The following is a 12,840-nucleotide window of genomic DNA, read 5'->3' as shown; positions in this document are numbered from 1 at the left end:
GCATACAAGCATTAATTGCTGCACTCTCCCCTCCCTCCACCAAAACCTTATCCATAAAGGCTCGGTTCATCTTGTCGCCATCGATTTGGCGGTCTGTTTTAATACCAAAGAAACATTTTTTTGCTGCCATTATCTTATCCCCCACGGAACTAGAATATTAAATTACCCACTAACTGACCATTGCTGACATGAACCCGGTTGAAATGGGAGAGAAAACCAGCGATTTCCGCCGCCGCAGACCGTCCATCGGTGATAGACTCAACAATAGCCTTCGGTCCGGTAGCCGTCCCTGCAAGGAAAATCCCAACTCTGGCAGAAGCATTATTAGAGTATTGTTGATGGGCTGTAGTGTAAAAGCGATCGCACCCCACATTTAAACCTGCAACCTCAGATAAATCGGAATTCCCCACCATTCCCACCATCAACACCAGCATATCCACCGTTAACCGCATGGGTTTACCAATCAGGGTATCTTCCACCCGCAGCAATAAACTACTGTCAGGCTTCTCATTTGCTTCAGACAGTCGTCCCCGGATAAACTGGATACCATACTTTTCTTGGGATGTTCTATATAGTTCCTCGTAACCCCGACCAAATACCCGGATATCCATGTATAAACAGTAAATATCACAATCAGGGATTTGTTGTTTTATCTCCATCGCCTGCTTAATTGTATTCGTACAGCAGACACGAGAACAGTAATTATTATTTACCTTTTCATCCCGTGAACCTACGCAGTGAATCATCGCCACTTTCTTTGGTGTTTTCCCCGACGCTGTTTTGACGCAGTGATGCTTTAACATTGCATCCAATTCTATAGAAGTAATCGAATTATCATAAATTCCATACCCATACTCCTCCTTCAAAGCAGCATCAAAAGGCTTAAATCCCGTTGCAACCAAAATCGCTGCCGCGTCGATTTCCTCACCCGTAGATATAGTCACCTGGAAATTGGGTGCAGAGCCTGTAATACTTTTTACCATAGCCTCCTTTACTACCCTTGTCCCATTTAACTCCCCCTTGAGCTTATCGATAATCTCCGAAGCATCCGTAAAATCAGGAAAAACTTTATACCAATTCTTGACATTCCCCCCCAACTCCTCAGCCTTTTCAATCAACACCACATCATAACCAAATTCCCTCAACTTCCCCGCAGCAGCCATCCCAGCGACACCACCACCAATTACTACTATTTTTTTGCTCATGGTTTTACCCTTAAAAGCTAATTAGAAAAAATAATCCATAATCCAAAATTCAAAATCTAAAATTTAAAAAGGTCTTCTTCTTTCTTCGGCAGACTTCGACCTGTCATAAGGAATACCAATCATATCCAACAAAGGCTCAATCGCCACAGCCTTAGCATTCAACCCACAATCCTTAAATGGGTCATAACCTAACAACAACCCCGTCAATTGGGCATAGTCAAGAATACTAACATTGAATTCCTCTTCCAACACATCCTTAATGGTTCCCTGTTCCGCATCCAAGAACACTGTACAACCAGGACAGTTCGTTAGAATCAACTTACAATCTGGATGTGCTTCCTTCAAACTCTTCAACTTTTTATACACACTTCCCGCCGTATAATCACGGTTCTCTGGAAAAGCACATTGCCGGAATCCCATGCCACAACAATGTCTCCGTTCCGGGTAATCCACTACCTCCGCACCGAAAGCTTCCAATATCCCCACCAATACTTGGGGAAACTCAGCCCCTCCCATCGCATGGTCAGGGAATATCTTCGCATAGTGACAGCCGACATGATCCGTCGCTTTGATTCCCTTTAAACTATATTTCGCCTTGGCAGCGAGTTTATGACGATTCGCAAAGAATACATCGGAAGCATGAACCACCGAGGGTTTACCGCCAGAAACATGGGGAATCCAGAATTCTCTTCCTGTTGTTTCCTTTAAAGCTTTTTCAGTATATTCACGTAATTCTGGTTCTTCTTCCCAGAGTTTGATTACTTCTGTGTAGTTAGCAAAAGAAGTCACACAGAAAGAGAACAGATTATCCACACCCAATTCATGATGAGCTACAGAAAAATTCCTCGCTGCTATCACCATTTGAGTTTCCAGGGTGGATACATCGCCATGATATCCAATAGCCCCACAGGAAGTATGTCCTGCGGCTTCCCGCAAGTCTATACCCAGGTCATTTTTCAAGATTTTGTAAGCAATGCCTTCGGTGTAAGGTGCAGCACTTTGGAGGAAACAACTACGGAAGCATCCCCAAATCTTTCCACCTGCTTCATCTACCGTTGGTACGTGTTTCTGGTGTTTTTCCCAAGCCTTTGCTTTTCCTGCTAACTTCATTTTTTGTCTTCTCCTTTAATTTCGTAGTTTCTGCTATCACCAGTTTCTAACCAGGTTTGCCAATAGTTTTCAACCTCTGTCTTATTTCCCAGTTTCTTTTCCATGCCTTGTTCCACTGCATCCATCAAAGAAACTGCTCCGGTGGTTTGATAAATTGCTCTCAATTCCTCCATATCTGCTTCAGGAATGACTCGGTGAGAACCAGCACTGTTTTCCAAATCCATCGGTACTCCCCACCATTCCCGCATTTCTGCCATGTGTTCATAATAATATTCCCAATTCTCCCCTAATTCCGGGAAGTGGTCAGGAGTAATATTTTCTGCCAGCAGAGTATAGCCTCGTTTCAGCATATTTTCCCCAAACACTCGCTTGGCGATTAATTGCTGTCTGCCTTTTTCCGACTCGGCAAAATAACCGTGACGAATGGCAAGTCTGCGGAGAGCTAAAATTACGGAAGCTACACTGTTACCTCTTGGACATCGAGTTTTACAGGAAAAACACTGTCCACAATACCAAATCTTGTCTGATTTAAGTAATTCCTCAATCAGTTCGTCATCCTCAGACTGTACCGTGTTCATGACTTCCCTGGGGGAATAATCATAAAATTCTGCTGCGGGACAAACTGCCGTACAGACTCCGCAATTCAGACAGGCATTCATCCCATGTTGATACAATATGTCTTTTTTAAGCTCGTTAAATAATTTGCCCATAGAGAACCCCTCTTAATTACTATCTTTGCGCTCTCCACCACAATACTGAATTCAATCAGGATTTTATCGCATGTCTCATATAACCATACAGTAATATGAGAGTCAAGTAAAGTTTTGTAATGTTATTAATAACTGCTTTACTAACTGGACATGTTTTTTATATTACTGTATAGTCATATTATTGGATAATAAATTCTGTCTGGAGTTAGTCATTATGTTATTCCGCCAACTTTTCGATCCAGAAACAAGTACATATACTTATTTAATTGCTGATTTAGAGGCTAAAACTGCGATTTTGGTCGATCCGGTATTAGAACAAGTGGAGCGCGATCGCCAATTACTCAAAGAACTAGGATTAACGTTAAAATACTGCCTAGAAACCCACATCCACGCCGATCACATTACTGGAACTGCTAAACTACGGGAAGCTACAGGCTGTTTGGGAATTGTCCCGGAAAATGCCCAAGCTGTATGTGCAGACAGTGTAATGAAGGATGGGAAAATATTAGAAATGGGGAGTGTGAAGGTAGAAGCGATCGCAACTCCCGGTCATACTGATAGTCATAATGCCTATTTAGTCAATGGTACTCATTTGCTGACTGGAGATTCGTTGTTAATCCGTGGTTGTGGACGCACTGATTTCCAGAGTGGAAATGCAGGGATGATGTATGATGCCATTCAACAGTTATTTACATTACCTGATACAACCTTAGTTTATCCCGGTCATGATTATCGCGGTAACACAGTTTCCACTATTGGGGAAGAAAAACAGTGGAATCCCCGGTTTGTGGGACGTAACCGTGATGAATTTATCCAATTAATGGCAAACCTAAATCTACCTAATCCCAAAAAGATTATGGAAGCAGTACCTGCTAATCAGCGATGTGGTAGCGTTGCTGCGTAAGCAAATCACCCTCTGTACTGACTCTGCGTTTAAAAATCTACATTCCTAAGTATAAAAAACAATGACTACTTCCCGCGTAAACAAATTACAAACCGTTGATGCTCAAACTCTGAAAAAATTACTTGAGCAACAAGCTGTCACACTCATAGATGTCCGTGAACCTGGTGAATATGCTCAAGAGCATATCCCCGGAGCAACCTTGGTTTCCCTTTCCAACTTCGATCCGCGTAAAGTTCCCCAAGATGAGGATACGAAAGTAATTCTCTACTGTCGTTCCGGGAACCGCTCCACAATGGCTGGTCAAAAGCTTTTTGATGCTGGATTTACCAAAGTAAACCACCTAGAAGGGGGTCTGGGTGCTTGGAAAGCAGCAGGTTATCCGACTAAAATTAATCAAAATGCTCCCATTAGTTTAATGCGACAGGTGCAAATTGTCGCTGGTTCTTTGGTATTTATCGGCACATTATTGGGAGCATTTGTTTCTCCCTGGTTCCTGCTTCTGAGTGGTTTCGTGAGTGCCGGATTAATTTTTGCGGGAATTACAGATACTTGTGCGTTAGGAATACTACTAGCAAAACTTCCTTATAATCAACGGAGTCGGGTATGACTTGGATTATTGGGCATTTACTAGCTGCTTGTATTGGCATTAGCTTGGGTTTAATTGGTGGTGGTGGTTCAGTATTAGCGCTACCAATTCTAGTTTACGTCATGGGCATACCTCCAAAATCTGCGATCGCCATGACTTTGGTAATTGTCGGTACTGTGAGCTTATTGGGGGTAATTCCCCACTGGCGAGCCAAAAATGTTAATTTCAAGACAGCACTTATCTTCGGTTCTGCAACGATGGTGGGGGCATTTGTGGGGGCAAAAATTGCTACCCTACCAGTGGTTACGGAAACCTTTCAAATGACGCTGTTTGCAATCATGATGTTGGTGGCTGCGGTATTTATGATTCGCCGTAGCTCCAAGCCTGTGGCAGCAGATGATACACTGGCATTCTATCCCCCACCTGTGTGCAAGTATTGCTGGTTGTGGTTAATAACTGAAGGTTTAGCGGTTGGGGTGCTAACTGGGTTAGTTGGTGTTGGGGGTGGATTTGCCATCGTTCCGGCTTTGGTACTATTGGGAAATGTACCTATGAAACAAGCGATCGGCACATCCTTATTAATTATTGTATTTAATTCAGTTGCAGGCTTTTTGGGTTACTTGGGACATGTTTCTTTAGACTGGAACTTAATGTTATCTTTCATTGTGGCTGCTAGTATCGGGACGATTTTCGGTGCATATTTGGCTGAATTTGTTCCAGCGAATCGACTTCAGAAAAGTTTTGGTTATTTTTTACTTGCAGTTGCAGCTTTAGTTTTGGTGCAAAATCATCAGCGTCCCCAGTCTTCGCGGGTGGAAAATCATAGCACTGCAAGGATAATACAGCGTCATTCTAGAGTTTAATTTTTTTATAACTATTGAGCTATATACTTTCTGCATGTGATATCTCTCTACTATCTTGCCACATGGAAAAGACTTGGTGTTTTCATACCTTAGTAGTCAAAAAATAAACCACCAACACATCTCGGCTAGACACAAAGAAGACGTTTTGCTCTCCTAGTAACTTTTAAAACTTCATAGTTAACAAATTAGAAATCAAATTATGATAACACTTCCACCTCTACGTATTGGTAAACATACTCCCCGCTACCCGATTATTCAAGGGGGAATGGGAATCAGAATTTCTGGGGCAAATCTGGCTGGTGCCGTGGCGAATGCGGGTGGTATTGGTATTGTTTCATCTGTGGGATTAGGGCTTAATTCTCCCTATTTTGCATTGAAACAAAGAAAACATCAGCTATTTGAAGCAAATCGCTTGGCATTAATTGATGAACTCCAGAAAGCTCGGCAAATCAGTCCAAATGGGGTGATTGGGATTAACTCGATGGTGGTAGCGCGAGATAATGAAACTCTGGTACGTACAGCTGTGGAACATGGCGTTAACTTAGTGATTTCTGGTGCTGGTTTACCATTGCACCTACCAGAACATACTGCTAATTATCCGGATGTGGCGCTAGTGCCAATTGTTTCCAGTACCCGCGCGGCTAAGGTGATTTGCCGGAAGTGGGAACGTCATTATGGACGTTTACCTGATGCCTTTGTGGTAGAGAACCCGAATACTGCGGGGGGTCATTTGGGTGCAAAATACCAAGAGTTAGGTAATGTTGCCCTGAATGCGGAGCAAGTAATTCCAGAATTGGTAGAATATCTGCATTCAGAAGTGGGTACAGATATTCCAGTGATTGCAGCAGGTGGTGTTTGGAACCGCGCTGATATTGAGCGGATGTTAGCTTTGGGTGCGAAAGGGGTACAAATGGGGACTCGCTTTATTACCACTGATGAATGTGATGCAGATATTCGTTACAAGGAGTTTCATCTTCATGCCAATCCAGAAGATGTGGTAATTGTACCTTCTCCCGTGGGAATGCCGGGAAGGGCATTAAAAAACACTTTTGTGGAAAAAGCGATCGCTCTTTCTCCAGATTTAGAAAAACGTTGTATCGCTAACTGTTTAGAGGTTTGCCAATGCCGAGATCATCAAGAAACCTATTGTATTGTTCAAGCATTAGATAATGCTGCCCGTGGTGATGTAGAAAACGGTCTAATTTTTGCTGGCAGTAATGCTGGACGTGCTGAATGTATGATGTCTGTTGCAGAATTAATTAGGGAACTTGTTAACTAACAGGACTTACGCACGGACTAGGTATTTCCGTCATTGCGACGTAAGGAAGCAATCTCAAAGTCTTGTTTTCTGGTAAGGAGTGCGTAAGTCCGAACTAAGACTTGATTGTACCAACATTTGCATACCTATAGGTTGATTAACGAGATCAGCGATCACAGCACATTTGACCTTGAATAAGAAAAAGATATTGCCTGGTTCATTGCTGAGAGTCTCAAAATTTCCCTGACCCTTAGCAATAATTAAGTCGGCATCGGCAAAGCGACGGCGGAATTCCTGACGACAATCATTTAAGATGGTACCTGGAGCATCTGAACCATTGTCGATAACCTTGACAATTTTATCAAGCCCTACCGTTCGCGCATCAGCAAGGGTGGCATCATTGATTACAGGACTACCTCGCACGGCGAACGTCACCCGCTCTGGCGAAATTTGTTCAACCAGAAGTTGATCGAAAGCGATTTCGCCTGCATTATCAGCCAGATACAAGATTGATTTCGCTTTGGCGATCGCCTGACGAAACCTGTCCTGTTCTCCGAAAAATGGCTCTACCATTGCTTGATTCAAAGCCTGTCGCACATCTGCTTCTGTAAGATTTCCATTACTGCCCATATCAATGACATTTCCGGCGATCGCTAGACGGGTTGCCATCAATAACGGATCATTGGCAGACTCGATCTCAGCCCTAAGTGCCGGTATCAATTCCATAGCTATTCGATTTTGCCAGTCTTTTGCATCACGGTAAGGGTCATCCACCCCTGTGATCTCGCGCAACCGGCGATGGATAAGTTGCGCCATTGCCGGGGGCGATTGATTTAAGTCCATCTCTCCAGCCCGAATAAGGACATCACGGATGATTTGTTCATGAACAGATGGATTAGTAGAAGCCAACCTAGCTGCATCCAGAGATTGGCGCAAGATGCAGGGAATACAATCTAATGAGGTCTTCATTGGGATATCTCCAACAGATAAAGCTTTTGAATTAATGTGATGCCCTGATCAGATTTGCCTTTCTTCACTTGGCGATCGCCTCCCCTGAATCTTTCCAACCTGCAAAGCTAGGTGGAAAACCCTGGACATTATCATAATTAAGCAGATGCAGTGTCATCACTCCCATTGCCGATCGATAACCGGCGGAACAGTACAGCACTACAGGGCGATCGCTGGGAATTTTACTTAAATTACGAGCTAGCGTTCGGATCGGAATATTGGTTGCGCCAGGGATATGACCAGACTTATACTCTGATGGCTCTCGCACATCAACCAATAACGGCTGACGGTTTGCCATCAAACTTTTTAAGTCTTCAACCTTAGCGATCGTGTAATATCCCGATGGTATTGACATGAGATACTGATCTACGGCTGATTCCAATTTAGGAAATCCTTTCTGATCTGACACAATATCGGTTTCAGCCATTGAGTCTGATGAAGTGGAAATTTCCGATGCCATCAAGTTTTGTTGAATGCTTAAAAAGAGACAGAAAGACAAAACAATTCCGAGCAGTAGAGTTTGGATTGACTTTTTAAACTTCATAAATTTCTCCTAAAGTGGGTAGCGATCGCAGGTATTTTAACTAAGGGCGATCGCCTATGGTGGGCAGTTACGCGATCACAGATTGATAAAGATTTATATCGGTATCTGATAGAACTTTCTCATGCTGCACCATTCTTCATCATCTGGCTCACCATCTTTTGCACAATTTGCACCCCTGTCACAGCTTGCCAGCCAAACAATCCCAGCAGAATCAGATTCAGTGAAACGTGGATGCTGCGAACCCAGTCATGCTTCTGCATAAAGGGAACCAGCGCCGCAGAAGTAGAAATCAACCCCACCATCCCTAACCCTGCAAACAGGTGGGGTCCAATCATAATCTTGCCATTATTGAGGTAGGTGACAGTAATTCCCCCGATGGCACCCATCACCATCAGCGCCAGGAGGATGGAGCCAATTTGGTGATGCCGGATGGCAAACCGACCTTTGACCAATTCTTTCTTGATATCGCCATCTGCCAGCCTCGTCCGTCGGACTTGCACACCCAGGTACATAGCATAGAGCGCAACAACCAGCAAGATCCACATAGTAACAGGGTGAAAAAAACTGAGATAGGGCTTGAGAACTGCTAAAATTTCTGAACTCATGATGCTTATCTCCAAAGTATTTGTATATCTTAAAATCGATTTATTGCTTCATAGCTATCTAGTTACAAAAAGATTACTTTTGAACAGTTAGCGATCGCCATTCTTCAACAACATTAGGAGAAACATTCAGGATAATCTTTGATTGGTCAAGGGTTGGAAGGACGAGCCGCAATGGGATCGCCGATTCTAACTGCATCAAGATCGGCTGTAAATCATACTGTCCTGCATCAGGTTCCATCTGGATTTGATCCATAAACATATCGTGGGATACATCTGCGGCAGTGAAGGTTTTGCCCATCGAGTCGGTGAGCGTTAGTGACTGCGAGTGATCGAGGTTTGCAGTTCCTGGGAACCCAACTAGACGCAAGTAAAGAGTGGCTGTGCGATCGGGGTGAGTCCGTTTGAAGGCGATCGCTTGCCAACTATTGCCCTGTTGATCCTTGAGCGTTTGGCGAGACTGGTAGACCATCTGCCCTGGTGCTTCTTCTAACTGGCGAATGGCAGCCTGAGATGGAGCGATCGCCAAATTAATCGTTAGCGCCCAAACTAGCATTCCGAGTATGAAGGTTGATCCGATAAAACGTAAAACAGTTTTCATTGACACTACTCTTTGACTTAATTGAGATCATCATTAATTGACAGCTTTTTGAATTGCTTTTTGGATATCATCGGGAATGAAAACGGCATACATCCCGCGCAAGTCGCCAACCTGGAAGTTATACGCTAAATCTTGAGGGTAGCCATCTTTAACAAACTGCGGGCGACGGTCTTTCAAACCATGACAGGCAAGGCAACTAGCTTCCACATTAATGCGGCGGTAGTAGCGTGTTCCTGTCTGCTTATCCAGGGTTTCTCGATCCCAAAAACCAATCAGTTCTGGATCTTGGTTGAATTTTGCCAACGCAATTTGGTCGTGCAAGTTGCCTGGGGCGTGGTCTGGATTGCGATATTTCTTAGCAATCTGTTTGACCTGCCAGCCATTCTCTTGGCTGAGTTGGATAGCTCGCATTCCGATTGGACGGCAGACCTCTTTCATGGTTTGCATCGTGGGTACTTCGGTACTCCCTTCCAGGGAAGAAGCTAGCCCAGAGCGCATGGCATCCAGAGATTCAATTTCTTGGACAGCCTGTGCCAACTCGTTAGGATTAGGAATGACTGGAGCGGCTAAGGCATTCGCTGGACTCCAACTGAGCAGCAGCAGGCTGACACCGATCATCAGTACAAGGCTTAGAACATATTGAGATAACTTGTGCATCGGTTCTTGCTCCTGAAATAAGTTGATTGAATGGAACACGTTATATCAGGTCTAGTTCGGTATCTATCGTCACCTCCGGCTAGTTAACCCCTTATTCCAGTAAGGGCAATATTTGGCGAATAAGCCCGATCGTCACCGCAGGTTGCTCTAGCTGAGGCGTAAATCCCACATCGTCCAGATAGTAAAAGCGACGAATGGCTTGAGGATTCATTTCAGCCAGTTTACGACCGATATCAGGGCTAGTAAACTCACTGCCTTTGCCCCAAATCATGGCAGTGGGAACCGTCAACTTTGTGATGTATTGAGACAAGTCAAAGCACAAATCTCCCCGCACAAATGAAAGTGCTGCATACTCCGCGTTGGGGCGTTGAGCCGATTGGAGATACGCCTCAACAATTTCAGGATAAATTCGCGCTGCATCAGCAAACTGGCGTTGCTCTAAAAAGCTACGAATGCCAAAGCTATTTGCCACGCCTGTACCGTAAAGTAGTTGATTGAGAAACGGGATATTCACAGATTGAGCAAACTGGGCAAAACCGCTACGGCGATAGTCTTGCCCAAACTCAGCTAAACCAGCGACGGTCGTGACAATTAATGACTTGAATAATTCAGGGCGTTTGATCGCGGCACGAATTGTGAATGCCGCCGTCAAAGCCGAGGCAATGACAGTCGTGGGAACAGGACAGGTCTGCTCCATAAATTCTGTGATGATCGCGATGTAATCTTCGGCTGTGTAGCTGCGGGTAGGATGATCCGATCGCCCCCAGCCAATCAAATCGGGTGCCAAGATTTGATACTCTGCGGCGAAAGCTGGATAAACTTTTGACCATTCGTAAGCGGAGGAACCCCCACCAAAGCCGTGCAGAAAGACTAATGTTTCTTTTGATCTACATTCATCCCACGGTCCTCCTTGAGCCGTGTAATAAACCATTCTGCCTAGTTTAGTTGTGATCGAGCATTCACCAAAACCGCGAGGTATAAACATCAGTTCCCTATCCTGGTTAAATTTCTTGCGTGCGCTAAATCAAGCCTGGACCTTTGTGCCGCCAATCATGTTCTGTGGTCAGCTTACCGTCCTCATCCTCAGACAATTCCTGCAACTGGTGGGCATATTCTGCTTTTTCCTGTACTGCTTGCTCTTGCATATCGCCAGGAACATTGACGTACATTTCTGGCTCGATCGCGTAGTTATTGAGCAAGCCTTCTTTATCTACCGTGTAGCCTGCTGTTGCTTGGCTTGATGTGCCGTCAGCTTCTTCATGAGAGGTATGACCAAAGTCCTTACCTTCTCGATGCTGACGTGCGACAGATTCAGCCGGAATGATGTGCGCGTCATATTGCGGAATAGAATCTTGGGAATCATCTTGGGTACTCATTTCAATAGCCCTCTGTAGTTTTTTCGTTTTTTCTTCAATATTTTTGGCGACTGCTATTAGTCTGACAACCGATTAGTTGATTTCTTGTATAAATTGAACTAATTGATTAACTTCGATGTAAAACGTAATAAAAATAGGTTACTCATAGCAATATCTTCGCCAAATTTATGAGTGATGACGTAGTATCAAAGCTTGTAGAAACAAGATTTTTTCGTATGAGTGATATAGCCTTTATCAATTTCAGATAACTTAAAAACTGTGTCCGGTATTCTCGCACAGTATTTTACGTTGAAATCCTTAATATATAAGCACTCTAAAGTCGTAGCCTAACAGATAAAACCGATATTTGTTTTAGCTGAAAACCTTGACAGCAAAAAGGTTTTTGCCATTCATACTTTTGGCGAAGGTATTGAAACCCGTTTAAATCGTTCAGCGTTTTTCCAACTTAACTTAAAAATAGCCAAACTGGGAGTGAAAAACATCCTCCTAAAGATACTTATTACTATATGACTAGTTGGTTATACTATGAAGGTAAAGTTACAAAAAATTTTGATTCCCTTGACAGTTGCTGTTTCATAGCCGTGCAACAAGGTTTTTGCAATTCGCTCAATATTGGAGATTTCAGCCATGAAAACAAATGTTGGTTCGTTAGATCGCCTGATTCGCTTACTTTTGGCTTCGGCGTTGTTTTATTTAGGACTGTTTCCTTACAGTGCCTCTGCTTTAGGCATCGGGCTAATTGTTGCGGGTGGTGTATTGCTGGTAACGGGTTTAGTAGGATTTTGCGGTCTTTATAGCCTCCTGGGAATTCGTACCAGCCAGCCCAAAGAGCAACTTTAAAGGGTAATCATCTGTTGATATTTTACCTAGATTTACCTATGATTATAGATGGTTAATCTAGGTAAATTATGGATAGGTTTTTGACCATTGGTGAAGTAGCAGACCTAAAAGCTGTCAGTGTGGATACGATTAGACGCTGGGAAAAAGAAGGAAAGATTAAATCTGTCAGGACTGAGGGAGGTCATCGGCGTTACAAGCTGTCAGATTTTTTAGAAGAAAAAGTTGGTCGTACAATCGCTTACGCCAGAGTTAGTAGTCATGATCAAAAGGCTGATCTCGACCGTCAAGATATGGTCTTATCTGCCTATTGCCAATCTAAGAAATGGGACTACGAAGTTATTCGAGACTTAGGCAGTGGCATGAACTATCGAAAAAAAGGCTTACAGAAGTTAATTGAAGCACTTTTAGATGGTGACGTTTCACGGTTGGTTATCAGTCACAAAGATCGTTTGCTCCGGTTTGGGTCAGAGTTGATTTTTGCTATTTGTGAATACCACGGAGTAGAAGTAGTTATCCTCAATAAAAAAGAAGATGCCACGTTTGAGGAAGACCTCGCTGCGGACGTGCTAGAGATTA

The 12,840-nt window shown here is 43.6% G+C and carries 16 protein-coding genes; 6 read left to right on the top strand and 10 right to left on the bottom strand.

Annotated elements, in window-relative coordinates:
* Window positions 1–149 precede the first annotated feature (149 nt).
* From CK510_RS16485 to CK510_RS16475, 3 genes are all read right to left on the bottom strand, one after another.
* Complete coding sequence (locus CK510_RS16485) at window positions 150–1,205, bottom strand: FAD-dependent oxidoreductase (protein WP_095722744.1); 1,056 nt, start codon at window positions 1,203–1,205, stop codon at window positions 150–152.
* Between the two features lie 63 nt (window positions 1,206–1,268).
* Window positions 1,269–2,315 carry a heterodisulfide reductase-related iron-sulfur binding cluster gene (locus tag CK510_RS16480; protein WP_095722743.1) on the bottom strand — a complete coding sequence of 349 codons (1,047 nt, stop codon included), beginning with the start codon at window positions 2,313–2,315 and terminating at the stop codon, window positions 1,269–1,271.
* Window positions 2,312–3,025, bottom strand: coding sequence for a 4Fe-4S dicluster domain-containing protein (locus CK510_RS16475; protein ID WP_095722742.1), 714 nt, complete (start codon window positions 3,023–3,025; stop codon window positions 2,312–2,314). Before CK510_RS16475 ends, CK510_RS16480 begins: the two co-directional genes overlap by 4 nt.
* 214 nt (window positions 3,026–3,239) lie before the next feature.
* Here CK510_RS16475 and CK510_RS16470 point away from each other — a divergent pair, with 214 nt between their 5' ends.
* The 4 genes from CK510_RS16470 (at window position 3,240) to CK510_RS16455 (ending at window position 6,657) form a co-directional block, all read left to right on the top strand.
* Window positions 3,240–3,929, top strand: coding sequence for an MBL fold metallo-hydrolase (locus CK510_RS16470; RefSeq protein WP_095722741.1), 690 nt, complete (start codon window positions 3,240–3,242; stop codon window positions 3,927–3,929).
* 61 nt (window positions 3,930–3,990) lie between these two features.
* On the top strand, window positions 3,991–4,536 hold the full coding sequence (locus CK510_RS16465; RefSeq protein ID WP_095722740.1) for a rhodanese-like domain-containing protein: 546 nt from the start codon (window positions 3,991–3,993) through the stop codon (window positions 4,534–4,536).
* Window positions 4,533–5,378, top strand: a complete 846-nt coding sequence (locus tag CK510_RS16460) for a sulfite exporter TauE/SafE family protein (protein ID WP_095722739.1) — start codon at window positions 4,533–4,535, stop codon at window positions 5,376–5,378. The genes CK510_RS16465 and CK510_RS16460 overlap by 4 nt, the downstream gene beginning before the upstream one ends.
* A gap of 199 nt (window positions 5,379–5,577) precedes the next feature.
* Window positions 5,578–6,657: an NAD(P)H-dependent flavin oxidoreductase gene (locus CK510_RS16455; RefSeq protein ID WP_095722738.1), complete on the top strand. Its 1,080-nt coding sequence runs from the start codon at window positions 5,578–5,580 to the stop codon at window positions 6,655–6,657.
* A gap of 54 nt (window positions 6,658–6,711) precedes the next feature.
* Here CK510_RS16455 and CK510_RS16450 read toward each other — a convergent pair whose 3' ends face one another.
* The 7 genes from CK510_RS16450 to CK510_RS16420 form a co-directional block, all read right to left on the bottom strand.
* Entirely contained in the window at window positions 6,712–7,605 is an 894-nt protein-coding gene (locus CK510_RS16450) for a damage-control phosphatase ARMT1 family protein (protein WP_095722737.1), read from the bottom strand.
* Between the two features lie 64 nt (window positions 7,606–7,669).
* Complete coding sequence (locus CK510_RS16445) at window positions 7,670–8,188, bottom strand: rhodanese-like domain-containing protein (RefSeq protein WP_095722736.1); 519 nt, start codon at window positions 8,186–8,188, stop codon at window positions 7,670–7,672.
* A 119-nt stretch (window positions 8,189–8,307) separates the two neighbouring features.
* Window positions 8,308–8,793: a DUF4079 domain-containing protein gene (locus CK510_RS16440; RefSeq protein WP_095722735.1), complete on the bottom strand. Its 486-nt coding sequence runs from the start codon at window positions 8,791–8,793 to the stop codon at window positions 8,308–8,310.
* A 73-nt stretch (window positions 8,794–8,866) separates the two neighbouring features.
* A complete protein-coding gene (locus CK510_RS16435; RefSeq protein WP_095722734.1) occupies window positions 8,867–9,391 on the bottom strand; it encodes a DUF3122 domain-containing protein in 525 nt (174 codons plus the stop codon).
* Window positions 9,392–9,424: 33 nt separating this feature from the next.
* The gene (locus CK510_RS16430) at window positions 9,425–10,048 is read right to left on the bottom strand and encodes a Tll0287-like domain-containing protein (protein WP_095722733.1); all 624 of its coding nucleotides are present in this window, start codon (window positions 10,046–10,048) and stop codon (window positions 9,425–9,427) included.
* Between the two features lie 91 nt (window positions 10,049–10,139).
* The gene (locus CK510_RS16425; protein WP_095722732.1) at window positions 10,140–11,033 is read right to left on the bottom strand and encodes an alpha/beta fold hydrolase; all 894 of its coding nucleotides are present in this window, start codon (window positions 11,031–11,033) and stop codon (window positions 10,140–10,142) included.
* Window positions 11,034–11,067: 34 nt separating this feature from the next.
* Window positions 11,068–11,424, bottom strand: a complete 357-nt coding sequence (locus CK510_RS16420; protein ID WP_095722731.1) for a hypothetical protein — start codon at window positions 11,422–11,424, stop codon at window positions 11,068–11,070.
* A 627-nt stretch (window positions 11,425–12,051) separates the two neighbouring features.
* Here CK510_RS16420 and CK510_RS16415 point away from each other — a divergent pair.
* On the top strand, window positions 12,052–12,264 hold the full coding sequence (locus tag CK510_RS16415; RefSeq protein ID WP_095722730.1) for a YgaP family membrane protein: 213 nt from the start codon (window positions 12,052–12,054) through the stop codon (window positions 12,262–12,264).
* Between the two features lie 68 nt (window positions 12,265–12,332).
* The coding region (locus tag CK510_RS16410; RefSeq protein ID WP_095722729.1) for an IS607 family transposase at window positions 12,333–12,840 on the top strand (508 nt) is incomplete at its 3' end.

Origin of the sequence: Brunnivagina elsteri CCALA 953 (assembly GCF_002289455.1) — a bacterium.
In the GTDB taxonomy this organism is placed as follows: domain Bacteria; phylum Cyanobacteriota; class Cyanobacteriia; order Cyanobacteriales; family Nostocaceae; genus Brunnivagina; species Brunnivagina elsteri.
The sequence above is the reverse complement of the archived record's forward strand: the minus strand, read 5'-3'. Positions and strand labels throughout refer to the sequence as shown.

Coding starts and splice junctions, on each gene's coding strand:
- CK510_RS16430 (WP_095722733.1), bottom strand. CDS start 10,048: ATGCACAAGTTATCTCAATATGTTCTAAGCCTTGTACTGATGATCGGT.
- CK510_RS16460 (WP_095722739.1), top strand. CDS start 4,533: ATGACTTGGATTATTGGGCATTTACTAGCTGCTTGTATTGGCATTAGC.
- CK510_RS16425 (WP_095722732.1), bottom strand. CDS start 11,033: ATGTTTATACCTCGCGGTTTTGGTGAATGCTCGATCACAACTAAACTA.
- CK510_RS16445 (WP_095722736.1), bottom strand. CDS start 8,188: ATGAAGTTTAAAAAGTCAATCCAAACTCTACTGCTCGGAATTGTTTTG.
- CK510_RS16465 (WP_095722740.1), top strand. CDS start 3,991: ATGACTACTTCCCGCGTAAACAAATTACAAACCGTTGATGCTCAAACT.
- CK510_RS16475 (WP_095722742.1), bottom strand. CDS start 3,025: ATGGGCAAATTATTTAACGAGCTTAAAAAAGACATATTGTATCAACAT.
- CK510_RS16420 (WP_095722731.1), bottom strand. CDS start 11,424: ATGAGTACCCAAGATGATTCCCAAGATTCTATTCCGCAATATGACGCG.
- CK510_RS16415 (WP_095722730.1), top strand. CDS start 12,052: ATGAAAACAAATGTTGGTTCGTTAGATCGCCTGATTCGCTTACTTTTG.
- CK510_RS16470 (WP_095722741.1), top strand. CDS start 3,240: ATGTTATTCCGCCAACTTTTCGATCCAGAAACAAGTACATATACTTAT.
- CK510_RS16485 (WP_095722744.1), bottom strand. CDS start 1,205: ATGAGCAAAAAAATAGTAGTAATTGGTGGTGGTGTCGCTGGGATGGCT.
- CK510_RS16435 (WP_095722734.1), bottom strand. CDS start 9,391: ATGAAAACTGTTTTACGTTTTATCGGATCAACCTTCATACTCGGAATG.
- CK510_RS16455 (WP_095722738.1), top strand. CDS start 5,578: ATGATAACACTTCCACCTCTACGTATTGGTAAACATACTCCCCGCTAC.
- CK510_RS16440 (WP_095722735.1), bottom strand. CDS start 8,793: ATGAGTTCAGAAATTTTAGCAGTTCTCAAGCCCTATCTCAGTTTTTTT.
- CK510_RS16480 (WP_095722743.1), bottom strand. CDS start 2,315: ATGAAGTTAGCAGGAAAAGCAAAGGCTTGGGAAAAACACCAGAAACAC.
- CK510_RS16450 (WP_095722737.1), bottom strand. CDS start 7,605: ATGAAGACCTCATTAGATTGTATTCCCTGCATCTTGCGCCAATCTCTG.